The 22,686-nt window shown below is 67.1% G+C and carries 18 protein-coding genes and 1 pseudogene; 6 read left to right on the top strand and 13 right to left on the bottom strand.

The genetic code is table 11. From position 1 onward, the window contains the following. Nucleotide 1: 1 nt before the first annotated feature. Nucleotides 2-694, top strand: coding sequence for a sulfite exporter TauE/SafE family protein (locus VAPA_RS13420; RefSeq protein WP_021007317.1), 693 nt, complete (start codon nt 2-4; stop codon nt 692-694). A gap of 33 nt (nt 695-727) precedes the next feature. Here the strand turns inward: VAPA_RS13420 and VAPA_RS13415 are convergent, their stop codons facing one another. Together VAPA_RS13415 and VAPA_RS13410 are read right to left on the bottom strand one after the other, a co-directional pair. Continuing rightward, nucleotides 728-3,079 carry a phosphoketolase family protein gene (locus tag VAPA_RS13415; RefSeq protein ID WP_021007316.1) on the bottom strand — a complete coding sequence of 784 codons (2,352 nt, stop codon included), beginning with the start codon at nt 3,077-3,079 and terminating at the stop codon, nt 728-730. Then, nucleotides 3,072-3,419 carry a BON domain-containing protein gene (locus VAPA_RS13410; protein ID WP_230559000.1) on the bottom strand — a complete coding sequence of 116 codons (348 nt, stop codon included), beginning with the start codon at nt 3,417-3,419 and terminating at the stop codon, nt 3,072-3,074. The genes VAPA_RS13415 and VAPA_RS13410 overlap by 8 nt, the downstream gene beginning before the upstream one ends. 189 nt (nt 3,420-3,608) lie before the next feature. Here VAPA_RS13410 and VAPA_RS13405 point away from each other — a divergent pair, with 189 nt between their 5' ends. Further along, on the top strand, nt 3,609-4,796 hold the full coding sequence (locus VAPA_RS13405) for a DesA family fatty acid desaturase (protein WP_021007314.1): 1,188 nt from the start codon (nt 3,609-3,611) through the stop codon (nt 4,794-4,796). Between the two features lie 45 nt (nt 4,797-4,841). Continuing rightward, nucleotides 4,842-5,063, top strand: coding sequence for a hypothetical protein (locus VAPA_RS13400; RefSeq protein ID WP_021007313.1), 222 nt, complete (start codon nt 4,842-4,844; stop codon nt 5,061-5,063). A gap of 23 nt (nt 5,064-5,086) precedes the next feature. Here the strand turns inward: VAPA_RS13400 and VAPA_RS13395 are convergent, their stop codons facing one another. Beyond that, nucleotides 5,087-5,596: a universal stress protein gene (locus tag VAPA_RS13395; RefSeq protein ID WP_021007312.1), complete on the bottom strand. Its 510-nt coding sequence runs from the start codon at nt 5,594-5,596 to the stop codon at nt 5,087-5,089. 191 nt (nt 5,597-5,787) lie between these two features. Between VAPA_RS13395 and VAPA_RS13390 the strand changes: the two genes are divergently transcribed. Further along, nucleotides 5,788-6,372, top strand: coding sequence for a hemerythrin domain-containing protein (locus VAPA_RS13390; protein WP_021007311.1), 585 nt, complete (start codon nt 5,788-5,790; stop codon nt 6,370-6,372). Nucleotides 6,373-6,421: 49 nt separating this feature from the next. On the opposite strand, the gene VAPA_RS13385 is transcribed toward VAPA_RS13390, so the two are convergent. The 8 genes from VAPA_RS13385 to VAPA_RS13350 all read right to left on the bottom strand — a co-directional run bounded on the left by VAPA_RS13385 (nt 6,422) and on the right by VAPA_RS13350 (nt 15,146). After that, nucleotides 6,422-7,783: a DUF5666 domain-containing protein gene (locus VAPA_RS13385; RefSeq protein WP_021007310.1), complete on the bottom strand. Its 1,362-nt coding sequence runs from the start codon at nt 7,781-7,783 to the stop codon at nt 6,422-6,424. After that, complete coding sequence (locus VAPA_RS13380; protein ID WP_021007309.1) at nt 7,780-8,622, bottom strand: DUF6502 family protein; 843 nt, start codon at nt 8,620-8,622, stop codon at nt 7,780-7,782. The genes VAPA_RS13385 and VAPA_RS13380 overlap by 4 nt, the downstream gene beginning before the upstream one ends. Before the next feature lie 120 nt (nt 8,623-8,742). Continuing rightward, nucleotides 8,743-9,252 (bottom strand): GspH/FimT family pseudopilin, encoded by a 510-nt coding sequence (locus VAPA_RS13375; RefSeq protein WP_230558999.1) that lies wholly within the window; start codon nt 9,250-9,252, stop codon nt 8,743-8,745. A 20-nt stretch (nt 9,253-9,272) separates the two neighbouring features. Continuing rightward, entirely contained in the window at nt 9,273-12,368 is a 3,096-nt protein-coding gene (locus VAPA_RS13370) for a pilus assembly protein (RefSeq protein WP_021007307.1), read from the bottom strand. Between the two features lie 45 nt (nt 12,369-12,413). After that, complete coding sequence (locus VAPA_RS13365) at nt 12,414-12,977, bottom strand: pilus assembly PilX family protein (protein WP_021007306.1); 564 nt, start codon at nt 12,975-12,977, stop codon at nt 12,414-12,416. Next, a complete protein-coding gene (locus VAPA_RS13360; RefSeq protein ID WP_021007305.1) occupies nt 12,974-14,146 on the bottom strand; it encodes a PilW family protein in 1,173 nt (390 codons plus the stop codon). Before VAPA_RS13360 ends, VAPA_RS13365 begins: the two co-directional genes overlap by 4 nt. Then, nucleotides 14,143-14,742: a prepilin-type N-terminal cleavage/methylation domain-containing protein gene (locus VAPA_RS13355; RefSeq protein ID WP_041946105.1), complete on the bottom strand. Its 600-nt coding sequence runs from the start codon at nt 14,740-14,742 to the stop codon at nt 14,143-14,145. The genes VAPA_RS13360 and VAPA_RS13355 overlap by 4 nt, the downstream gene beginning before the upstream one ends. Next, entirely contained in the window at nt 14,736-15,146 is a 411-nt protein-coding gene (locus VAPA_RS13350) for a type IV pilin protein (RefSeq protein ID WP_021007303.1), read from the bottom strand. Before VAPA_RS13350 ends, VAPA_RS13355 begins: the two co-directional genes overlap by 7 nt. 276 nt (nt 15,147-15,422) lie before the next feature. Here VAPA_RS13350 and VAPA_RS13345 point away from each other — a divergent pair, with 276 nt between their 5' ends. After that, entirely contained in the window at nt 15,423-15,659 is a 237-nt protein-coding gene (locus tag VAPA_RS13345; RefSeq protein ID WP_021007302.1) for a hypothetical protein, read from the top strand. 308 nt (nt 15,660-15,967) lie between these two features. Beyond that, on the top strand, nt 15,968-20,053 hold the full coding sequence (locus VAPA_RS13340; protein ID WP_021007301.1) for an autotransporter outer membrane beta-barrel domain-containing protein: 4,086 nt from the start codon (nt 15,968-15,970) through the stop codon (nt 20,051-20,053). 27 nt (nt 20,054-20,080) lie between these two features. Here the strand turns inward: VAPA_RS13340 and VAPA_RS13335 are convergent, their stop codons facing one another. Further along, complete coding sequence (locus VAPA_RS13335; protein WP_021007300.1) at nt 20,081-21,817, bottom strand: bifunctional protein-serine/threonine kinase/phosphatase; 1,737 nt, start codon at nt 21,815-21,817, stop codon at nt 20,081-20,083. A gap of 22 nt (nt 21,818-21,839) precedes the next feature. Further along, nucleotides 21,840-22,653 (bottom strand): annotated as a pseudogene (locus VAPA_RS13330) (formate/nitrite transporter family protein). Nucleotides 22,654-22,686: the final 33 nt, after the last annotated feature.

Below are 22,686 nucleotides of genomic sequence, written 5' to 3'. Positions count from 1 at the left end.
CATGCAGACCGTATGGGCCGCCTTGCTGATGGGCCTTGCAGGCGGCCCGCACTGCGTGGCCATGTGCGGCGCGGCCTCGGCCGCGGTGATCCGCATCGTGCCGGCAACGGCTGCAGTGGGTGGCGGCACCGCCTTCGCGGCACCGGCGGCTTTTCATCTGGGCCGCATCGCGAGCTACGCCGCGGCGGGCGCCATTGCCGCCGCAAGCGTGGACAGCCTGGCCCAGGCCAGCGCGCAGATCGCCGCGCTCAGGCCGCTGTGGATGCTGCTGCATGTGTTCGTGTTCGCCTGGGGTGCCATGCTGGCCGTCGCGGGCCGGCAGCCAGTGTGGGTGCAGCGCGTCGGCCGCACGCTCGAGGCGCGCCTTCGCCCGTTGGCCGGGGGCACACCGATAGGTGTGCTGGCAGCGGGCGCACTCTGGGTGGCCATGCCTTGCGGACTGCTCTATTCGGCGCTGTTGCTGGCCAGCCTGGGCAACGGTCCGCTGCAGGGCGGCCTGGCGATGGTGCTGTTCGCCATGGGCAGCGGCATCTCGCTGGTGTTGGCGCCGTGGCTGTGGCAGCGGCTGCGGTGGGGCGGTACCGGCCGGCTCCAGGCCTGGGGCGCGCGCCTTGCGGGCGTGCTGCTGGCGGCGGTGGCGCTGCAGGCGCTCTGGTCGGACCTCGGCCACCGGATCGCCGACTGGTGCCGCTGAGCGGCGCGCGCCGGGGGCCCTGGCGACGCGTGCTCAGTTCGTCCAGCGCCAGTCCTCGATCTCCGGCATGTCCTTGCCGTGAACGTTGACGTAGGCGCGGTGCTCCAGCAGCTTGTCGCGCAGATGCTGCTGCACGTGGCCCGCGCTGTTGCGAAAGCGCTCGACCCTGGCAATGGCGTCGGCGGCCAGGTGGAACCGGTCGAGCCGGTTGAGCACGGTCATGTCGAACGGGGTGGTGGTCGTGCCTTCTTCGCAGTAGCCGTGGACATGGAAGTTGTCGTGGTTGGCGCGCTTGTAGGTGAGCCGGTGGATCAGCGAGGGATAGCCGTGGAACGCGAAGATCACCGGGCGGTCGGTGGTGAAGATGGCGTCGAAAACCGCGTCCGGCCGCCCGTGCGGATGGGCATCCGGCGACTGCAGCGCCATCAGGTCGACCACGTTCACCACGCGCACCTTCAACTCCGGGAGCATTTTGCGCAGCAAGTCGACGGCAGCCAGCGCTTCGAGCGTGGGCACGTCGCCGGCACAGGCCATCACCACGTCCGGGGCGGCGTCTTCGTCGTTGCTGGCCCAGGTCCAGATGCCGAGGCCCACGGTGCAGTGGCGCACCGCGGACTCGATGTCCAGCCACTGCGGACCCGGCTGCTTGCCCGCGACGATCACGTTCACGTAGTTGCGGCTGCGCAGGCAATGGTCGACCACCGACAGCAGCGTGTTGGCATCGGGCGGCAGGTACACGCGCACCACCTCGGCCTTCTTGTTCACCACGTGGTCGAGAAAGCCCGGGTCCTGGTGGCTGAAGCCGTTGTGGTCCTGCCGCCAGACATGGCTGGTGAGCAGGTAGTTCAGCGAGGCGATCGGGCGCCGCCAGCCGATGCACCGCGCCACCTTGAGCCACTTGGCATGCTGGTTGAACATCGAGTCGATGATGTGGATGAAGGCCTCGTAGCACGAGAAAAAGCCATGGCGTCCCGTGAGCAGGTAGCCTTCGAGCCAGCCCTGGCAGAGGTGCTCGCTGAGCACCTCCATCACCCGGCCGTCGGGCGCCACATGGTCGTCCCCGGCCAGTATCTCGGCGGTGGAAGTTCGCGCGGTAACGTCGAACAGGGCATCCAGGCGGTTCGACGTGGTTTCGTCCGGCCCCATGACGCGGAAGTTGCGTGCCGCCTCGTTGCGCCGCATCACGTCGCGCAGGAACAGGCCCGCGACACGCGTGGCCTGCGCATCGGCCGCGCCCGGCACCGCAACTTCCACCGCGTGCTCGCGGAAGGGCGGCATGGCCAGGTCCCTGAGCAACAGGCCGCCGTTGGCATGCGGATTGGCGCTCATGCGCTTCGCTGCCTTGGGCGCCAGCGCCGCGATCTCGGGCCGCAGCGCGCCAGCGGCGTCGAACAGTTCCTCGGGCCGGTAGCTGCGCATCCAGTCTTCGAGCAGGCCCACATGCTCCGGCTTGCCGGAAAAGCCGGTGAGCGGCACCTGGTGCGCACGGAACGTGCCTTCGATCGGCACGCCGTCCACCTGCCGCGGGCCGGTCCAGCCCTTGGGCGAACGCAGCACGATCATCGGCCAGCGCGGGCGTTCTCGAAACCCCTGCTCGCGGGCGCTCGCCTGGATGGCATGGATCTCGTCGAGCGCCTTGTCGAGCGCGGCCGCCATCAGGCGGTGCATCTGCGCGGGCTCGTGGCCGGCGACGAAGTACGGCTCGTGCCCATAGCCCCGCAGCAGCTGCGCCAGCTCTTCGTCCGGGATGCGCGCGAGCACCGTGGGGCCGGCGATCTTGTAGCCGTTCAGGTGCAGGATCGGCAGCACGGCACCGTCGCTCTCGGGGTTCAGGAACTTGTTGGAATGCCAGCTTGCCGCGAGGGCGCCGGTTTCGGCTTCGCCGTCGCCGATCACGCAGCAGGCGAGCAGGCCGGGGTTGTCGAACACCGCACCGTAGGCGTGCAGCAGCGAATAGCCGAGCTCGCCGCCTTCATGGATCGAGCCCGGCGTTTCCGGTGCCACGTGGCTCGGAATGCCGCCCGGAAACGAGAACTGCATGAAGAGCCGCTTCATGCCGTCGGCGTTCCGGCCGATGTCGGGGTAGACCTCGCTGTAGGTGCCCTCGAGATAGGTATTGGCGACCACGCCCGGTCCGCCATGGCCGGGGCCGGCGATGAATATGGCGTCGAGCTCGCGGGCCGCGATGGCACGGTTCATGTGCGCGTAGACGAAGTTGAGGCCCGGCGTCGTGCCCCAGTGGCCCAGCAGGCGCGGCTTGATGTGCGAAAGGCTCAGTTTCTCGCGCAGCAGGGGGTTGTCCATCAGGTAGATCTGGCCCACGGACAGGTAGTTGGCTGCGCGCCACCAGGCGTCCAGCAGCGCGAAGTCGTCGCGTTCAGTCATTGTTCGCGCATTCCGCGGTGGTCAGCTGGTTCACGATCCGCTTGACGCCTTCGGCACGGCGCACGGCGCGCTCGACGGCGTTCTTCAGATCCTCGCTGGCCAGCTGGCCGCGCAAGGTGACCACGCCGTCGGTCACGCGCACGTCGACATCGCACCCGAACACCGCCGGGTCCCAGTTCAGCTGGGCGAAGACCTCGTGCCTGAGTTGAATATCGGGGTTCATTTCAAACCTTTCGAGGAAGAGGGGGCTTCTTGCTGCGCTGCCTGCAGTGTGATTCGCGACACGCTCCTTGCCGACACTATCGGCGCACACGGTTTGCACCTTGCCTTCGCGCTGCAATTCCAATGTTTCCTGCGGGTCTTTTTGCGCGACGGGAGGGCGGACCCGAACGGTCGCGTTCTTTCACATCTCTTACGCCTGCGCCGGACGTTTCGATTCTTCGGCCGCGCGGCCGCGGCAGGCTTGCGCCAGATCAAGGCCCGGGCGCCAGGCGCTTTGCAGAATGCCGCGGTTGTCCAAGAGGTGCAAATGCAGCAGTCCGTACTCTTTTCAGGCGTCTTCGATCTTCCATGGTGGGGCGCCGTGCTCGTGGCGTTGGCGTTGACCCACATCACCATCGCCTCGGTCACCATCTTCCTGCACCGTCACCAGGCGCATCGCGCGCTGGATCTGCATCCCGCGGCGAGCCATTTTTTCCGCTTCTGGCTCTGGCTGACCACGGGCATGGTGACGAAGGAATGGGCCGCCGTGCACCGCAAGCACCACGCCAAGTGCGACACCCCCGAAGACCCGCACAGCCCGCAGGTGCTGGGCATCAACCGGGTGCTGTGGGGCGGTGTCTTCCTTTACATCCGCGAGAGCGACAAGCCGGAAACCATTGCGCGCTACGGCCACGGCACGCCGGACGACTGGATCGAGCGCAGGCTGTACTCGCGCCACAAGATTCTCGGCATCGTGCTGATGGGCATCGTGGACATGGTGCTCTTCGGCGTGGTGCCGGGTGGGTTGATTCTTCTCGCGCAGATCGCTTGGATCCCGTTCTGGGCCGCCGGCGTGGTCAACGGCATCGGCCACTACTGGGGCTACCGCAACTGGCCAGCGCCGGACGCCAGCACGAACATCTCGCCGATCGGCATCCTGATCGGCGGGGAAGAGCTTCACAACAACCATCACGCTTTTCCCACATCGGCCAAGCTGTCGTGCAAGTGGTACGAATTCGATGTGGGCTGGCTGTACATCCGTGCGCTGCAGGCGCTCGGCCTTGCCACCGTGAAGCACGTGGCGCCAAAGCCGCGGCTCGCGGCGCCCAAGCCGGCCGTCGACCTGGAAACCGTGCAGGCGGTCATCCGGTGCCACTACGACGTGCTCTCGAGCTATACGCGCTCCCTGAAGCGGGCCTACGCCGAAGAATTCGGCCGGCTGCGCCGCCTGTCGCCGCGCGAGGCGCACTCGCTGCGCGCCGTGAGGCACTGGCTGGCCAAGGACGAGCGCATGCTCGATGAATCGCGGCGCATGCGGCTCGCGCTGGCTTTGCGCGGATCGCGCGCGCTCGATACGATGTACTCGATGCGCAGGGAGCTGACGGCACTGTGGAGCCGTTCCACCGCAACGGGCGAACAGCTTGTCAGGCAACTGCAGGACTGGTGCCAGCGCGCGGAGGCCAGCGGCATCGCGCCCCTGGCCGAGTTCTCGAAGCGCCTGCGTTCCTACGCCTGACCCGGCCCGCACGATTTCACTTCCGGACAAACCAAGGAGCACACCATGGACAGCAAGGTTCCCGCGACACCGGCATCGGCATGGACCGATGCCTACTTTCGCTCCCTGCTCGACTGGCAGGCAGCCTGCGGCGCGAGCGTGCTGCAGGCGCAACAGATCCAGTGGGGAATGCTGGCCGCCTGGCAGCAGTCGGCCAAGGCCGTCCAGCAAGAGCTGCTGGACCAGTGGACCAGCCATTTCGGCGGCGGCGTGCCGCTTGACGGATAGGCCGCGCAGCGCGGCCGGCCAGTCTACTGGCTCGCCAGAACGCCGCTCGGTAGCGTGAAGCGCGCCGCTTCCGCCTTGGCGTGCGATTCAGGCGCGCGCACCAGCAGCACCGGAACGGTCGCAGTCCGCAGGATCTGCTCCGCGCTGCTGCCCATCACCATTCGGCCGAGGCCGCGCCGGCCGTGCGTTCCCAGCACGATCAGGTCCGCGGGCCAGGAAGCCGCTTCGGCCGTGACCCGATCGGGGACGGCTCCCCTGAAGCTGTCGCACAGCACCGAATCGGCCTCGACGCCTTCGGCGGCCGCCCTTGCCTTGCCTTCATCGAGCAGCTTGGTGGCAGCGGCACGCAGCTCCTTGAGCCAGTCGCCCACATGGCCCGAATAGGCATCCATTGCCAGGGCGAAGGAGAGCTCGTCGATGACGTGGATCAGGCGCAGGCGCCCTGCGGTGACCTTGGCAAGGCGAATGGCTTCGCCCAGGCCATGGCTGGATGTCGAACTTCCGTCGACAGGAACAAGAATTCGCTGGTACATGGTGTCCTCGCTTTGGTTTTGAGGTGGATATGCGGCCAGTGTCCGGACCGGTGCGAGGCGCGGCTTGATGCGGATCAAGCGAAAGCGCCGTCGCCAGGCGAAAGGACCGGACGGCATGCGCGGCGTTTGATCTGCAGCAACCCTGCGCGAGACCGGAACCCGGACCCTTGGGGTATGCACAGGAGCCATTCATGACCAACGCCACCATTCGCATCATTCGCCAGGAGCATGCGGCGCTCGCCGCCATGCTGCGCTCCATCATCATGCTGCTCGAACAGCACCGCCGCAAGGGAACCCCGCCCGACTTCGCGGCCTTGCGGGCCATGCTGTTCTACGTGGACGAATTTCCTGAAAAGCGGCATCACCGCAAGGAGAGCGAGCTGCTGTTTCCCAAGATGCGCGCCAGGACGCCGATCTCGCGCGAGCTGATGGACCGGCTCGACAACGACCATGCCTGGGGCGAGCGAAAGATCCGCAACGTGGAGCACGCGTTGCTAGCCTTCGAGATGCTGGGCGACTCGCGGCGGGCGGCCTTCGAGAACGCCATGGAGCAGTACGTCGATTTCTACCTGAACCACATGGCGATGGAAGAGCGCGAAATCCTTCCGCTCGCCGAGAAGGTGCTGACCCCCGAGGACTGGCGCGAACTCGACGAGGCGTTCGGCCGCAACCGGGATCCACTCACCGGCTACCGGCCGGAGCGGGAATATGAGGCGCTCTTCACCCGCATCGTGAACATCGTGCCCGCGCCGATCGGGCTGGGGCCCGTTGACTAGGCGTGGACTCTGGCGGGGGCGATCAGGTGGGCCGTTCGGGCTCGCCTTGTCAGGGCTGAAGGAAGGTGACGTGCTTCGCGATGAGCACGCCGTCGACCACCGTGTCGCCGACGACGCTGACACGGCGGTTGGGGGGCAGATTGGCGAGGTCGGCGATAGTCCCGTTCTCGAAGACCGTCATGGGGCTGCCGGCATTCACTGGCCGGCCCTGTACCCTGAAGTCCGAAGGCGACTGGTAGGCGCTGACCGCCCCAATAAGAGTGAAATCGACCGGTCCGCCTTTGATGCGCAGCTTCTTCACCACCAACACGCCATCCGTCATGAACCCATCAAGCTCCACCTTGACGCCGTTGCCGATCGAATTTGTCTGGCCGCCCGGAATCTGGGCGCCGGAAGCATCGATTTTTGTCCCGAGCACTTTGAAGTCGCCGATCCCGTTGTAGTTGGTGATGACACCCGCAAGCTGCACCGCTGTGGCGTTCTGCGTTGGCATCGCATACCAGCCCTGTACCTTGGTTGCATTGAAGACGCCCGCCATATCTGGCGCAACGCTGCCGCGCACACGCACGATGGCATCGTTGGCCAGAGTGGATGTGTCGATGCCGCCCGAGAACGCTGCGCCGTCGTACTGAACGATGAGTTGGCCAAGCGTGAAGCTCTTTCTCGACAGGTCCAGGTTCTGCACGTAACCAGTCACCAGCGGCTCGGCCGACACCGGCTTCAGTTCGACGCGCGTGGCGCGCAAGGTGCCCGGTGCGGAAGGCAGCCCCCAGACCTGCACCACGCTGCCGGCCATGGCCGGATCCAGGCTGTTCGCGCCGCTCCAGACCGTGGCGTTGTCGACGGTGACCGTGGTGCCCATCACGACGAAGCTGCCCTTCGAAAGATCGATGGCCGACACGGCACCGCGCAGTTCGGCGGCCGAATCGACCTGCTGCGCCGTGGCCGCGGTGAACTCGCTGTCGATCTTGCCGGCAATGCGCACGCTCATGCCGATCTGCAGCTCGGTGGTGTCCTCGAGGCTGATGATGGCGGCGTCGGTGTTGTAGCGTACGCCGTTCAGGATGATGCTGCCCAGCCCGCCCACGGAGCCGATGCCGGTCGCGTCGGCGGTGCTCACGCCGGTGCCGCCCGAGCCTACGCCCGAGCCGTCGTCGCTGCCGTTGCCGGCGGTGCTCGTACCGTCGGTGCTGCCGCCTGCGGTACCCGTACCACTTGTGCCGCCCGTGCCGTCGGTTCCCGTGCCCGTTCCGGCAGGGCTGTCGCTTCCCGAGCCTGTCACGCCGCTCCCGGCAATGCCGCCCAGGCTGCCTGCCGAGCCTCCGCCGCTACCGCCGCCCCCGCACGAGAGCAGCAAGGCCATCGCCCCGGCAAAGAGGATGCCGCGCATCCATCGGTAGTGGTTCTTCATCGTGTTCCTTGTTCCCGCTTCGCGGGGACGGGAGACGCGCCCGGCGCCGCCTCGTCTTCATAGTAGGTGTAGATCCCGACGCGGATGCGCCCCTTGGCGCCGTCGGGCGCCCGGTCGACCGCGCGGTTCATTTCGCCCGCCAGCTCCAGGTGCAGGGCCGTCCAGCGTTCGCGCACCAGTTGGTGGATGTCTTCGCAGTCCTGCAGGCCCAAGCCGCGCGCATACACGGAGCGCTCGAGCATGCGGGGCTCTTCGCCGAGCGTGTTGGACACCGCCGCCAGCAGGTGGTCGCGGCCGTTGTCCCCAAGGAATGCCAGCATCGACTGCAAGTCGTCCACGGGCACAAAGCCGCTGGCCTTGAGTTCGGCGCAGCCGTCCTGCTCGGCCACCATGTTCAGGCGCACCAGTTCGTCGAGGATGGTTCGATGGTGCACGTTGCCGCGGCTGCCGAGCCTGGCCACGGTTTCGAAGGAGGGCGCATCGTCGCCGTCGGAGGTGATCGGCAAGCGCTGGAAGGTCTGGTTTTCCGACACCATTTGCAGCCACAGCGTGAAAGTCTTGGCGGCAGCCGAAATTTCGGTGTGGGGCAGGACGTCCACGGTGTCGCGGACCTTGGCCGTCACGGCCTTGCGGTTCAGCCCGGTGGTGACGGACAGCTGGCTGATGTTGGGTTTTGCCACCCCTTGCTGGCGCCAGGAACGCTTGGCCTCCTCCAGCAGCAGGTCGCGCAGCAGGACTTCCAGGTGCGGGTGCTTGACCCCCATCGCCAGGGCGAGCCTGACCACCGGCCGCAGGATGCGGGCGCAGGCGGCCAGTGCCCAGTCGAGCTGGTGTTCCATGAAAATGAAGCGTTTCTTCTGATGCGATTGCGGTGCGGCGGCCGGGACTGAAGGGGCCCAGGGCCGCCAATCAGTGCACTATTGTCCGCGTCGCCGAGGATCGCACAAAAAAGACCTCATTCATGCGGCGCAGCTTCCTGCATCGGTCCGCGTGACCGAGGAACGGCCGGTGGCGCTGATCTTGACTACCCGTTTCGGGGTACCCAGGGGGGTAGCCCGGCAGATCGTGAAATTGGCCGCAGTGGCGCCGACGCCGGTGGCCTCGAAGGCGAGCGCGCTGAGGCCGCCGCTGTCGCGGATGCGGTAGCCGCCGGCGGCGGCGGGCTGCTTCTGAATCACCGTGGGTGACGCGCCGCCGCTGATGACGATCCAGCCGGCTTCCCATTGACCGTCGGTGGCACAGCTGGTGCCGTTGGACGAGGCGCACAGCGTCACGGGCGCGTTGCGCTTGATGGCCTCGCTGCGGGCGAGCTGGCTGCCGGCGACGAGGTCGGTCGCGTAGGAATTCAGCCGGGTCGAAAGCCGTATGTAGTCGAAGGAGGGAACGGCCACCGACACCAGCACGATCAGCACCACGAGGGTGACCATCAGCTCGATGAGCGTGAAACCGCGGGCGCGCGTGCCGGCCATGGCCATCCCTTTTTCCCTTTTTACTTCTGGATGAACCAGTAGACGCGGCCCTTGGGCTGCTTGAAGGCGGCCTTGACCGTGGCGCCCTTCGGGCTCAGGAACGAATCGGGGTTGGCGCCGATCACCACGTCGCGCAAGGTGCCGTCCACCATGACCCGGCCGACCACGGGCGAGGGTGCGAGGCCGCCGCCCACCACGTTCTGGAAGCGCGCGCCGTTCTGCCCCGCCGCGTCGAGGTACGACAGGTTGTACACGTTGGCGGTGCCCAGGTTGGAGCGGCACGACTGGCTTACGGTCGGGTCGGTCGGCGTGTGGGTGTTGAAGGTCGTGTTGCCATAGGCCGTGACCGACGAGGTCACCACCTGCTCGCCGGCCGCAAGCGCGAGGTACCAGCCCTTCTTGGCTGAGAGTTCGGTCGCCGAAGGCGCCGTGGTGCCCGTGATGGCGAACAGGGAGCCATGGCACAGCAGCGAGCTGCCGTTGCAACGGCTGGCTTCGGCGCTGAGCCAGGTGGTGTCCGAGGGCTTGTCCACCAGCATGTAGAAGCGGTTCGAGACGCTGAGCGCGGCGGTGTAGGAGCGCAGCGGCTTCTCGCGGTCGCCCGAGCCCAGCAGCAGCACATACATGCCGTTGTCCTCGACCACATCGGGACCGAACATGAATTTGCGGTTGGGCGTGCAAGTGGCCGCGGCGTCGTCGCAGCCGAGCGAGGCGATCTTGGCCATCTCCCAGCTGGCGGGCGCGCCGGTTCCCATGGTGATGCGGTAGACGTTGCCGCCCAGGTCGGCCGCGTAGGCGAACTTGGCGAGGCCCGTGCTGTCGTTCACGATGGTGACTTCGCCACTGACCGCGCGGACGGTGTCGAATTTCGTCAGGACGTCGCCCGTGCTGGCGTCGAGCACGTAGATCTTGTTGCCCTTGGTGGCAGCGCCGCAGGCGCTGGCTCCCTCGGTCGTATCGACGTCCTCGCACCTGTCGTAGCCGCCGCCGAACATCACCATGGGCGTGGTGCCGGCGCCATAGCCGCTGGCCTTCACGATCTTGGGGGCCGACCAGGTCTGGCCGATGCCGCTCATGTCGTTGGCGCCGGTGCCGCAGCCCACATCGTTGTCCTGGTTCGGGCAGCCGCGGCGCCATTTGAGAATGGGGGCCGCGGCGTTGGACACGTCGAATGCATAGATCAGGCGGCCGCCACGGCGCATGCTCGCGTAGAGCCAGGCCGAAGTGCCCTGGCGGTAGGCTGCCATCGGGCCGTCCATGCCATAGGGCTTGGGTGCGGTGGCGCCCACGCTGACCGGAATGCCGGGAAAGTTGATGCGCGTGGTGTTGTCGTACAGCCGCTTGATGCTGCCGTAGAACTCGGGCGGCACGAAGGACCACAGCTCGCTGCCGGGCGCTGCCGAACCGATGGCCGTGGCCTGGTTGCCGTTGACGGCGCGCAGCACGCCGTCGTTGGCGCCGTAGAAAACCACCACCTGTGCATTTGCCAGGTCGTCGCTGCCGTAGTTGATGGCCACCGGCCGCGAATGCACCACGTCGCCGTGCACCGAGGGGCGCATCGCGGTGGTGGAGGTCAAGGGATTTCCGGTAGTGTCTCTCCGCTCGTCGCCCTTGTTGTCCAGGCCTCGGAGCCAGTTGATCAGAGCGGTTCGTTCGGTGGTGGTCTGCGCGCCCAGGTCTGTCGACGTGATGCTCGCGTTGCCATCGGCGAAGCTCGTCAGGGCCGAGCAGGTGCCCGGCGCGCAGGTCATGACGTTGCGGTCGGCCGTGGCCATTTGCCGCAGCATGTAGGCCTGCGCACCTTTTTCGACCACGTTGCCATCGGGGCTGTCCGAAGCGCGAAGATCGATTGTCGTGTCGCTGCTGATGCAGTCGCCCGAGGGATTGAAGCTCCAGTAGGTATTGCGATTGGCTGGCGTCCAGAAACTTCGCGCGCAGGGCGCGATGAAGCCGGTCTGGTTGTTGATTGCGTTGGCGCCCGCCGCGTCCTGCAGGATCAGCTGGTTGCTGCCATCCACGCCCAGTTTGTATTGCTTGAGGTTGCCATTCCAGCGCGGATAGGCGGAATCGTCGGGCCTGAACATCCCCACGAACACCTGGTTCAGGTAGGTGCCCTGCGTGTTCACGCTCACGGGCAGGCTCACCGAGGAGAACACGCTGTTGACCGACTGGATCTTGCTGAAGATGTCGTCGAGCGCGCCGCTCAGCGCCGCGCCGAGATCCGGCTCGGTGGAGATGTCGTAGTACCCGCCCTTGCTCTGAGTGGACATGCTGTTGAGCAGTGCGGTCCAACCCGGTCCCTGGCCGCCGTCAGCCGTCGCTGCTTCGACGGTGTAGACCTTCACGCCCATGCTGCTTTGCAGGAACCTGGCCCATTCGTCGGCCACGTTGTCCTGGGAGCCGCTCACGCCCAAGGGAATGGTGGTTGCATCGCCGCCGGCCGCGCGCAGTGCATTGGCGGATATTGTGGTGTCGCTGTTGTTGTCCTGCGCGGCGCCATTGCTGATGTAGATGACGTAGGTGCCGATGCAGTTGGTCGTGTTCGGACCGATATACGTGTTGCTGTTGACGGCCGCCAGGGGGTTGCCCGGCAGCGCATAGATCGCCTTGGATGCGGCGGTTCCAAAGACATTGCCCGCGTAGTCCGCCTTGGCCTTGTTGTTGCCGGCCATGGGTGCGCCGCTCGCCAGATAGCGGTACACCTCCGCCATCATCTTGCCGGCCTTGCCGCCGTTGGATTTGTCGTCACGCACATCGAGGCTGCGGATCAGCGTGCCGTAGTTGAGCTTGTTGGCATCGTCGAGCAAGCGCACGCCTGCGCGCAGGTAGGCACCATCGACGTTCGAGTTGCCTCCGCCCGTTTCGGTGAACATCATCACGCCGACCTTGAACTTGCCCGTGGGCAGGCTTTCGAAGGCGCTCGCCAGCGCATTCATCTCGGCGGTGAAGAGCGGGGTCCAGTTGGCGGTGTTGTCCACCACGAACAATACGTTCGGCGCCTCCGTCACGGTCTGGTTGTAGCCGACGAAGAGATCGATGTCTTCCGCCTGTGCCGAGCACAGGCCAAGCATCAGCATCGCGGCGGCGCAAAGCGACCGGAAGAGGTTCTTTTTCATGATGGCGATCCGTTCATCGTCGTGATCATTCGGAGGAGGGCATGGCTAGGAGCACAGCGCCAGGAACTGCTCTTTGCTCAGGAGCGCGCGCACGCCCTGGCGAACCGAGGTGACCGTGCCGCTGGCGGCATCTGTCACGGTGGTGCTGATGTCCCACACGGAGTTGTATTGGTCGGGCAGGGCATTGAGGCCCGAGCCGGCGGTGGATGCCCCGCCGCCGACACCGCCCGGCCCGACCGCGCCGCCGCCGCCGGTGTCTGTCGACTTGGTCGCACGCACACAGGTCGGCGCCGCAATCTGCACCTCGTAGTCGATCGTGCCGTCGTTGTTGATGTCCACCCGGCTCACGGTGCCCTGGGGCGCCGCCAGCGAAGGCGAGCCATCGACGCCCGGCAGCAGCAGCGAGGCCGCCACTTCCTCGATTGCCCGGTTCGAAGCGGCCACGGCTTCGTTGCGGTTCTGCATGTTGCCCACCGACTTGAGGTTGGTGTTGCTGAGCGTGAAGCCCGCCGTCACGGCCAGCGTGATCAGGAGCAGCATGATCAGCCCGACGATCAGCGCCGCGCCGCCTTGCCCGTGCATGGTGGGGTGCGTTGTCGATGGCTTCACGGCGTTTCCCTGCGTCCGGTCACGTTGGTCATGCGGATCGCGGTGGTGAACGCATGCCGCTTGTAGTGGTCGTTGAAGGGGCCGAGCGATCCGCTTCCCAGGTTGTAGGTGCGCGTGTCCGTGTGGCCCGGCGAAACCTCGATGCTGCGGGCGACCACATAGAGCTTGACCGCCGCCACGTTCATGAGCTGGTCGGCGGTGCAGGGCGCGGCCGTGCTGCAGTGGACGAAGTTGCCGTCGGGGCTTCCGTCGCCGCGGTTGGTGGGCGTGGATCTGTTGGCCGTGTCGGCCCAGTTGATGGCCTCTGCGTAGTTCACCAGCGCGCCGGTCTTGCCGAGCGTATCCAGGCCCAGTTCGACGTGGAAGCCTTCGATGCCCTCGATGAGCGGAACCGGCGGCTGCTGCGCCAGGCCGGTGGCCGACAGGTCGAAGCGGGAGCGCGCCAGGGTCGGGATCCCGTCGCCTTCGGCCTCGGCGTAGGTGCGCACGTAGTAGATGTCGGAGATGAACTTGCGCTTGGGCGCCGGCGCGGTGCAGTTCTTGGCCAGCATGGTGGCGAAGCCGGCCGTGCTGAGGTCGAATTCCGAGGGCTTCTGCGTACCGCAGAACGACGACTGGAAGTAGAGCTTGCCCAGCGTGTCGGCTTCGCAGTTGGGCATGCCCGCCACGCATGTTTCGGCATGGCGCACCACCAGCACGTCGGTGCCGGTCTTGTGGTTCGGCAGCAGGTCGGTGCAGCTGGCGGGCACCGCCTCGTAGGCCTGCACGGGCATGTCGAGCAGGCTGCGCTTGTAGTCGTCGGTCCAGTTGGCGGCCGAGTAGGCCAGGCAGGGATCGGGCGCCGCGCCCGTGGGTACCTTCGTGGGCACCGTGCTGACCGTGAGGTCGTCGAACTCGGGCATGTAGTTTTCCCAGAAGCCGGCGTGCGACACCTCGTTCTCCAGCACGAAGACGCTGAGCCGGCCGCTCTCGATCTGCCGGTTGACCCTGACCATCTCGCGCTGGGTGTTGTTCACGTTGAGGAACAGCGCAAGCAGCGCGGCCACGACGATCAGCATGATGGTGATCGACACCATCAGCTCGATCAACGTGAGGCCGCGCTGGTGCAGCGAAGCGCGCGCAAGGCGGGCAGGGCGACCAACCGCGGTCGCGAAGCGGGCCCGGCTCATGAGAGATTCCCGATGCGCACCAGCGTCGTGACGGTCCTGCGGCACCGGTCGCTGGAACAGGCCGGCGCCGGGTCGCTGGCCGAGGCCGAGGCGGCGGCGTCGTACATGTCCTTGCCGCAGGGCACGCCTTCCGGCGGCGCGGCGGTGGGCACCAGGCCTTGCCAGGCGACCGTGATCAGGTACTCGTTGTTGCCCAGGTCCTGCACGCAGCCGCGGCCGCCGATCATCGCGCCGAGCTTGGTGTCGCCCGAGGTTTCGGCCGCCCCCTTCAAGGCGTCGCACCATTCCTTCGCATCCACCTGCTGGCGCGAGGCGATGGCGGTTGGGCAGTTGGCGCCGGTGCCCAGCGGCGTGTTCGTGACATAGCTGGAGGCCGCGCGGCGGTTGGTGGCGATGCGGCTGGCCATGTCGTTGAGCAGGATCAGCGCCTGCGAGCGCTGGTAGGACTCCATCTCCGACGACTGGAGGCGCGCCTGCAGGCCCACGAGCCCGAATAGCCCGAACGAGACGATCAACAGCGTGACCAGCACTTCGAGCAGCGTGGCACCGCGCTGGTCGCGGCCGTTCGGTGCGGTGGGCAAATGGCGGCTCACCATTTGCCCGCCGGCGTCTTGACGCCCTGGTTGTCGAGGGTGAGGTCGCCATCTCTCTGCTGGCTTCCCGTGGGACTGAAGGTCAGGAGAAAACTGGGCACCTGTGTGCTGGCGTCCTGCAGCGTGATGGTGTAGCCATAGTTGGCCGCAACCTCCGCGGGCAGCGCGTAGCCGCTGGCCGTGAGGGCGTCCTTGCTGGCATAGCCGCGGTTGGCCAGCAGGAACTGCTGCTGCCGGTTGGCGATGTCCATCATCTGCGCCTGCGCTGCGGAGCGCTTGGACCGGATGATGTATTGCTGGTAGCTGGGATACGCGATGGACGCCAGGATGGCGATGATCGCCACCGTGATCATCAATTCGATCAATGTGAAGCCATTGCGTTTGCGTGAGAACGAGTGCTTTGTCATTCAGCTAGGCCATCAATGTTTCATAATGTTATTTATGTGAATTTATCACATACAAATGTGAATAGGGAGCATTCGATGCTGATCTATTCGAGCGCCGCCGGCAAGGTGTTGCGCCATCAGCGAAACAGACTTTGGCAACATTCAACAACGCGAAAGAGGCGCCGAGGTGAGGAAGCTTCCGACTGACGGATGCTGGCGTCGTCCTACGCGTGGGTCCGGGGCCGCTCCCAGAATCGATTTGTTCCAACCTGCAGCGGAACCAACCAGGAGCCCAAGATGACTTCGGAAAAAGCCTTTCCCTTCCCCACATCCAAGAACCACGGCAAGCCGCCCGCCGAGCCCGCCAAGCCGACCGAACAGGCGCCGAGCGAGGAGGCCCTGGACAGCGGGGTCGAGGAATCATTTCCCGCGAGCGACCCGGTCTCCGTCACGGTGACGAAGGTCAAGCTGCCCAAGGCGCCGCAAGACAAGGACAAGGCGGAGGAGGGCCGCGACGCGGACGCCAAGAGATAGCCTTTGGCGGCGCCCCCGCCGCCCACATCACGCCCGCCCTCGGCACGCATCGAGGCGTGGTGTACGTGCTTCCGGAAACCATGGCGCCGCACAAGCGCTTCGAATTCCTGAGCCGGCCTGAATAGAGGCCTCCCGCCCCGGGCAGGCCGGCGCGGGCAAGGCTCTCGCTCCCACAAGCAGTTGAAAGAAGACACGAGCTCTGGCATAAAGCCAGGAGTTGTGAAGAAGTGTCTTATGTGTTAACTATTGTTTCAATAGTCTCGGCACTCCCCCTCACACAAATACCAATCAATACGAGGATCGAGGGCATGAACAACATTCATCGCAGTGTCTGGAACGCTGCGCTGGGCGCGTGGGTGGCGGTTTCGGAGCTCTCCCGCCGGGGCGGGCGAAGCGCTTCTTCGTCGGTCGCGACGGCCGTGTGCCTGCTGGCGCTTGCCAACCTTCCGGGAGGTGCCTGGGCGCAGGCCGCCGGCGGCGACGCGGCCATGGTGGGAGGAGGCACCGGCGGCCGCGGCGGTGCGGGAAATGGCGGTGGGGCCGGGGGCGGAAATATCGGCGAGTACCCCACCAGCAATGGGCAGCCGCCGACGGCGGGAACCGGCGGTGCCGGCGGCAACGGCGCGGCCGGGGCTGGCGGTACGGGCGGCGCAGTGGGCGCGACCAGCGTCACCGGCTCCGTCAGCGGGTCGTCGGGAACCGACGGTGTTGCCGACCCCGACCCGATCTACGGTGCCGGAGGAGGTGGCGGTGGCGGCGGCGCCGTTTACACCACGGACGCCGTCATTTCGGTGACCGGCGCGACCACGCTCCTGGGCGGCAACGGCGGCAACGGCGGTGCCGGGCGCCTGTCTGGCGGCGGTGGCGGCGGCGGCGCGGGCCTGCAGTCGGTGGCGGTCAATGCCACGGTGAGCAATGCGGGGCAGATGACGGGCGGCCAGGGAGGCGCGGGCAGCGCCGGGCAGTGGGCTGGCGGCGGCGGCGGTGGCGGCGATGGCATCGTGTTGCAGGGCGGGGGCGCCACTGTCACGAATACCGGTACGGCCACGGGTGGGCGAGGCGGGGACGGCGGGGCCTCCTTTGCCGACTTTGTGGGCGGTGGCGGCGAAGGCGGTGCCGGCCTGGCGCTGGAGTCCAGCGGCAACTCGGTGCTCAATTCCGGCGCGCTGGTGGGAGGTGCGGGCGGCGCCGGCGGCCTCGGTGGCAGCGGCATTTTCATCAATGGTGTCGGCGGCGCGGGCCTGCGCGTCCGCGGCAACGCGAACACCATCGTCAACACCGGCACCTTGACCGGGGGCCTCGCTGGCGACGGCGCCACGCGCGGCGATGCGGTGCGCATGACCGGCAACGACAACTCGCTCGAACTGCAGAGCGGCTCGGTGATCACCGGGACGCTGACTGCGAACGGCATCGGCAATGTGCTGCGCCTGGCCGGCGCGCTGACCGATGGAACCACCTCGCTCGGCGCCGCCACCTACCGCGGCTTCGACCGCTACGAGAAGACGGGCGCCAGCACCTGGACACTGACCGGCACGACCACCGAACTGACGCCCTGGACCGTGCTCGGCGGCACGCTCGCCATTGCCGACGACGCCGCCCTCGGCAACTCGGCCGGCGCGCTCACGCTCGACGGCGGCACCTTGCGCGCCACCGGCACGACCGCCGGCACGCGCAACGTCACGCTGGGAGCGGGCGGTGCGGCTTTCGAGATTGATCCTGCGCAGGCGCTGACGCTCAACGGCGTGCTTTCCGGTGGCGGCAGCCTGCAAAAGACCGGCGCCGGTGCGCTGGTGCTCGGCGCGGCCAACAGCTACGGCGGCGGCACCCTTGTCAACGATGGGTCGTTGATCGCGACAGCCAGCGGAGCCCTGGGCAGCGGACCCGTCATCGTCAACGCGTCGCTCACGTTCGAGACCGGCGTGAATGCGGGATCGCTGTTCATTACCAACCAGAACGGCTACACCCGATTCAACGGCACCAGCACCGCAGGCGCGGCCACCATCGTCAACAACAACGGCAGCGGCACCGACTTCTATGGCGACAGCCGCGCAGGCGCGGCAAGCATCACCAACAATGACTACGCTTTCACGTACTTCCGCGAGACTGCGTCGGCGGAGCAGGCGACGATCCTGAACCCCTCGGGCACGACCTTCTTCATCCAGAACGCCACGGCCGGCAACGCCAACATCGACAACAGCGGCGGGCAGGCGCGCTTCTACGACAGCAGCAGCGCGGGCTCCGCGAACATCATCAATCGCAGCGGCGGCATCACCTATTTCGTGAACACCAGCAGTGCAGAAAGCGCCACCATCGACAACCGCGCCGGAGGCAGTGTCGATGCGTCGTACCACACCGGCGGGCTCTCGATCGGTGCGCTGTCGGGCGCCGGGCGCCTGCTTCTGGGCGCCGAGGCCGTCAGCGTGGGGGCGCTGGGCACGAACACGACGATCAGCGGCCTGATCGCCGATGGCGGCGAGGGCGGCGGCACCGGCGGCTCGCTGGTGAAGGTCGGCACCGGTACCCTGACGCTCCCTGGCGCCAACACCTACACCGGCGGTACGGCGCTGAAGCAGGGGCGGCTCGACCTCGGCCACAACCAGGCGCTGGGCACCGGCACGCTGGCGATGGACGACGGCACCACGCTCGGCTTCAGCGCCGACGGACTGACCATCGCCAACGCCATCGAGCTGACCGGGAGCAACGACCCCGTCATCGACACGGGTGCGTTCAGCGAAACGCTCAGCGGCGCCATCACGGGCGGCGGCTTCATCACCAAGCAGGGCAGCGGCACGCTCACGCTGACCGGCGCCAACACCTACACCGGCGCCACCGACGTGGCCCAGGGCACCTTGCGCGCCGGCGCGGCAAACACCTTCAGCGCAAGTTCCGCACACAGCGTGGCGGCGGGCGCCACGCTGGACCTCGCGGGCTTCAGCCAGAGCGTTGCCTCGCTTGCCAACAGCGGAACTGTCTCGCTCATCGGCACCACGCCGGGCACCACCTTGACCGTCAACGGCCCTTACACCGGCAACAACGGCGTGCTGCGCCTGGGCACCGCGCTGGGCGCCGACGGCAGCGCGAGCGACCGGCTGATACTCGATGGGTCCACCGCCATCGCCAGCGGCAGCACCACGGTGCAGATCGTCAACCTCAGCGGATTGGGTGCGCTCACCAGCGGCAACGGCATCGAGGTGATCAGCGCGCGCAACGGCGCCACCACCACCGCACAGACCACGAAGAGCGCCTTCTCGCTCGCGGGCACCCATGTGGATGCGGGCGCCTACGAGTACCGCCTGCATGCCGCCGATGCGAGCGGGGCAGGGGAGAACTGGTACCTGCGCTCCACCACGAATGTGGTCCCGCCGGTCGATCCCGTTGCGCCGTCTCCCCCGGGCGTTCCAGCCGCGCCGCCCGTCGTCGTGCCCACCTACCGCGCCGAGGCCTCGCTCTATGCGGCGCTGCCGAGCCAGTTGCGCCAGGGCAGCCTCGCGATGCTGGGCGACCTGCGCAAGCGCGTGGGCGACGACGACGGGAAGGGCACGGCCGCAGCGCCCGCGGGCTCCGGCCGCCGCGCCTGGGCCCGCGTGCTCTCCACCGACATCGACATCCAGCAGGGCGGCACCGTCTCGCCCACCAGCAAGGGACGCCTGACCGGCGTCCAGGCCGGCACCGACCTGCTGGCCACGCCCAACTGGCGCGCCGGCCTCTACGTGGGCCAGCTCGACGGCGACGCCAGGGTGAACGGCTTTGCCAGCGGCCTGCAGAACCTGCGCGTGGGCCGCAACGACCTGCGCAGCCAGTACGTGGGCATCTACGGCACCTATACCGGCGACAGCGGCCTGTATGCCGATGCCGTGGTGCAGTCGGGCCGCCACCGCTACACGGTGCAGCCGAGCCTTGGCGGCGGCGTGGAAGGCAAGGGCCACAGCCTGCTGGGGTCCATCGAAGTGGGGCAGGCCTTCGCGCTCGGAGCGAGCGGCTGGAGCGTGGAGCCGCAGCTGCAACTGATCCACCAGCACCTGGACCTGAACAACTCGGCCATCGTCGGCGCGGTGGTCCAGCCCGAGGCCGACAGCGGCTGGATCGCACGCGCGGGCATTCGCGTGAAGGGCGAAGTCGGCACCGGCCTGGGCACACTGCAGCCGTATGGCCGCTTCAACGTCTACAAGAGCTCGAGCGGTGCGGACGTGGCGCGCTTCGTGAACGGCGCAACGCGCACCGACATCGCGGCGCCGACCGGTGGTACCAGCACCGAGCTGGCTGGCGGCTTCACCCTGGCGCTGGGCAACACCACCAGCCTGTACGGCGAAGTGGGCAAGCTGTGGTCCTCGGGCGGCGATGCGAAGGTAAAGAGTTCGGTCAACGCATCGCTCGGCGTGCGGGTGAAGTGGTGAGCGCCCGAGGGGGCGGCATTCGCCCCCTCAGCTGCGCAGGCTGATCACGCCAAGCAGCAGCACCACCGCCATGCCCAGCAGCAAGGTGGCGCATTTCCAGAAGACCACCGGGTTCTTGTCGAGCAGCGGCGTGCCGCGCCGGTTCAGGAAATCGGGGTGGGGCTGGCGCAGGTCCTCGACGAATTCCGACAGCGCTTCATGGCGCTTGAGCGGGTTGGGGTGCAGCGCCTTGCGCAGGACTTCGTCGATCCATGCCGGAATGGCGCGCTGCGCGTCCTCCAGCGCGGACCTGTACTGCAGGTTCCGCTGGTCCGCGCGCGTGCGGATGCGCGCAACCTGCGCGCCGTAGGGCAATCGGCCGGTCAGCATCTGGTAGACGATCACGGCCAGCGAGAACAGGTCGGACTGCGCCGAGCCGCCGTCGCCAACAAAGTATTCGGGCGCGGTGTACTGCACCGTACCCAGCACCTGCGCCGGGTCGGCCAGCTTGCTGTCGCCCAGGCCCGCCACCCAGGCCGAGCCGAAGTCGATGATCCGCACCGTGCCCGTGCGGTCGATCATGATGTTCTCGGGCCGCAGGTCCTGGTGCAGCATCTCCATGCGATGGAAGGCCTGCAGCCCCTTGGCGAGCTGCTCCACGATGCCGCGCACCGACTCCAGGCTCGGCCGCGGGTTGTCGACCATCCATTGCGCCAGCGTCTGCCCGTCGACGAACTCCATGGCCACGTAGAGGTAGTTGCGCTTGCGGTCCGGAACATGCGGCTTGAGCACGTGCGCGCTGTCTATGCGCCGTGCCACCCACTCTTCGAGCAGGAAGCGGTCGAGGTGGGCCTCGTCGTTCTGCAGGTCGACGGACGGTGTCTTGAGCACGACGCGCCGGCCCGTGTCGTCGTCGACCGCCAGGTAGATGTGGCTGCGGCTGCTGCGGTGCAGGTCGCGCACGATGGTGTAGCCGTCGAACTGCATGCGCGCTTCGAGCACGGGCGGCAGGCGCAGTGCCGCGCGCTGCGCTTGAAGCTCGTTGACGTCGCCATCGGGCAGATCGTCGACTCGCACGATCTGGACCGTCAGGTTGTCGGGGCTGCCGCGTTGGTACGCTTCCCCGGCGATGCTTCTTGCCGCGGCGTCCAGGTCGCCGGCGTGGGCATCCAGCGCGGTCCTGATGACGGCCGCGTCCACATGTTCATGGACGCCGTCGGAGGTCAGCAGGAAGACGTCGCCTTTCTCGATGGCGAGGGCCTGGTAGTCGATCTCCACATGCGGGCCCACGCCCAGCGCCCGGCTCAGGTAGCTGTGCCCGTCCGCCACCGAGACGCGGTGGTCTTCGGTCAGCTGCTCGAGCGCCTCCGCATGCCAGCGGTAGACGCGCGTGTCGCCCACGTGAAAGACGTGCGCCGTGGTCGACTTGATGACCAGGGCGCTGAAGGTGCAGACGTAGCCGCGGTCCTTGTCGAAACGGCCGCCGCTGTTCTGTGTCTGTGCGTGCAGCCAGGCGTTGGTGGCCGTGAGCACGCGTTGCGCCGAACGGCTCACGCTCCATGCGTCGGACGTGCAGTAGTAGTCGGTCAGGAAGCTGCGGACGGCCGACTCGCTGGCCACGTGGCTCACGTCGCTGCTGCTGATGCCGTCCGCAATCGCAACCGCCACGCCCTTCGCGCTGCGGCCCGGCGCCTGCGGCAGGGCGGCGCCGTGGAAGTCCTGGTTGGAGTCCTTGCGTCCCTTGTCGGAGTACTGGCCGATGGAGACCGCGAGTCCGGAACGCATCGTCTTGCGATGGCGCGCAGGTTCAGCGGGCGACGCGCTTGGGCGCCGTGCGCACATGCGTGGCGTACAGCGTCAAGCCGGTGAACGACAGGCCGCCGATGAGGTTGCCCAGCACGGTCGGGATCTCGTTCCAGATGATGTAGTCCATGATCGAAAAGTTGCCGCCCATGAGCAGCGCCGACGGAAACAGGAACATGTTGACCACCGAGTGTTCGAACACCATGAAGAAGAACACCATGATCGGCATCCACATGGCAAGCACCTTCGCCGGTCACCGAGGTCGAGATCATCGCACCGACCACGCCGGTGGACACCATCCAGTTGCACAGCATGCCGCGCACGAACAGCGTCAGCATGCCCGCGGCGCCGTGGGCGGAGTAGCCCACCGTGCGCGCCTCGCCGATCGTGGCGATCACCTGACCGACCTTGTCGGGCGGGCTCGTGAAGCCGAAGGTGAAGACGATGGCCATCAGCACGGCCACGAGAAAGGCGCCGAGGAAATTGCCGACGAAGACCAGGCCCCAGTTGCGCAGCACGCCGCCGATGGTCACGCCGGGGCGCTTGTCGATCAGCGCGAGCGGCGTCAGCACGAACACGCCGGTCAGCAGGTCGAAGCCGAGCAGGTAGAGCATGCAGAAGCCGACGGGGAACAGGATCGCCCCGATGATCGAGTAGCCGGTCTGCACGTTGATCGTGACGGCGAACACGGCCGCCAGCGCGAGGATCGCCCCCGCCATGAAGGCGCGGATGAGCGTGTCGCGGGTGGACATGAAGATCTTGGATTCACCGGCGTCCACCATCTTGGTGACGAATTCGGAAGGCTGCAGGTAGGCCATGGCGGTTTTCTTTGGATTGAAGAGTGAGAAGCT

Source organism: Variovorax paradoxus B4 (assembly GCF_000463015.1).
GTDB lineage: Bacteria > Pseudomonadota > Gammaproteobacteria > Burkholderiales > Burkholderiaceae_C > Variovorax > Variovorax paradoxus_E.
This window is presented reverse-complemented; position numbering and strand designations above follow the sequence as displayed.

What these genes read in the sequence shown, in the direction of transcription:
- VAPA_RS13420 (WP_021007317.1), top strand. Translation starts at nt 2, where the DNA reads ATGCAGACCGTATGGGCCGCCTTGCTGATGGGCCTTGCAGGCGGCCCG.
- VAPA_RS13415 (WP_021007316.1), bottom strand. Translation starts at nt 3,079, where the DNA reads ATGACTGAACGCGACGACTTCGCGCTGCTGGACGCCTGGTGGCGCGCA.
- VAPA_RS13405 (WP_021007314.1), top strand. Translation starts at nt 3,609, where the DNA reads ATGCAGCAGTCCGTACTCTTTTCAGGCGTCTTCGATCTTCCATGGTGG.
- VAPA_RS13400 (WP_021007313.1), top strand. Translation starts at nt 4,842, where the DNA reads ATGGACAGCAAGGTTCCCGCGACACCGGCATCGGCATGGACCGATGCC.
- VAPA_RS13395 (WP_021007312.1), bottom strand. Translation starts at nt 5,596, where the DNA reads ATGTACCAGCGAATTCTTGTTCCTGTCGACGGAAGTTCGACATCCAGC.
- VAPA_RS13390 (WP_021007311.1), top strand. Translation starts at nt 5,788, where the DNA reads ATGACCAACGCCACCATTCGCATCATTCGCCAGGAGCATGCGGCGCTC.
- VAPA_RS13385 (WP_021007310.1), bottom strand. Translation starts at nt 7,783, where the DNA reads ATGAAGAACCACTACCGATGGATGCGCGGCATCCTCTTTGCCGGGGCG.
- VAPA_RS13380 (WP_021007309.1), bottom strand. Translation starts at nt 8,622, where the DNA reads ATGGAACACCAGCTCGACTGGGCACTGGCCGCCTGCGCCCGCATCCTG.
- VAPA_RS13375 (WP_230558999.1), bottom strand. Translation starts at nt 9,252, where the DNA reads ATGGCCGGCACGCGCGCCCGCGGTTTCACGCTCATCGAGCTGATGGTC.
- VAPA_RS13370 (WP_021007307.1), bottom strand. Translation starts at nt 12,368, where the DNA reads ATGAAAAAGAACCTCTTCCGGTCGCTTTGCGCCGCCGCGATGCTGATG.
- VAPA_RS13360 (WP_021007305.1), bottom strand. Translation starts at nt 14,146, where the DNA reads ATGAGCCGGGCCCGCTTCGCGACCGCGGTTGGTCGCCCTGCCCGCCTT.
- VAPA_RS13355 (WP_041946105.1), bottom strand. Translation starts at nt 14,742, where the DNA reads ATGGTGAGCCGCCATTTGCCCACCGCACCGAACGGCCGCGACCAGCGC.
- VAPA_RS13350 (WP_021007303.1), bottom strand. Translation starts at nt 15,146, where the DNA reads ATGACAAAGCACTCGTTCTCACGCAAACGCAATGGCTTCACATTGATC.
- VAPA_RS13345 (WP_021007302.1), top strand. Translation starts at nt 15,423, where the DNA reads ATGACTTCGGAAAAAGCCTTTCCCTTCCCCACATCCAAGAACCACGGC.
- VAPA_RS13340 (WP_021007301.1), top strand. Translation starts at nt 15,968, where the DNA reads ATGAACAACATTCATCGCAGTGTCTGGAACGCTGCGCTGGGCGCGTGG.
- VAPA_RS13335 (WP_021007300.1), bottom strand. Translation starts at nt 21,817, where the DNA reads ATGCGTTCCGGACTCGCGGTCTCCATCGGCCAGTACTCCGACAAGGGA.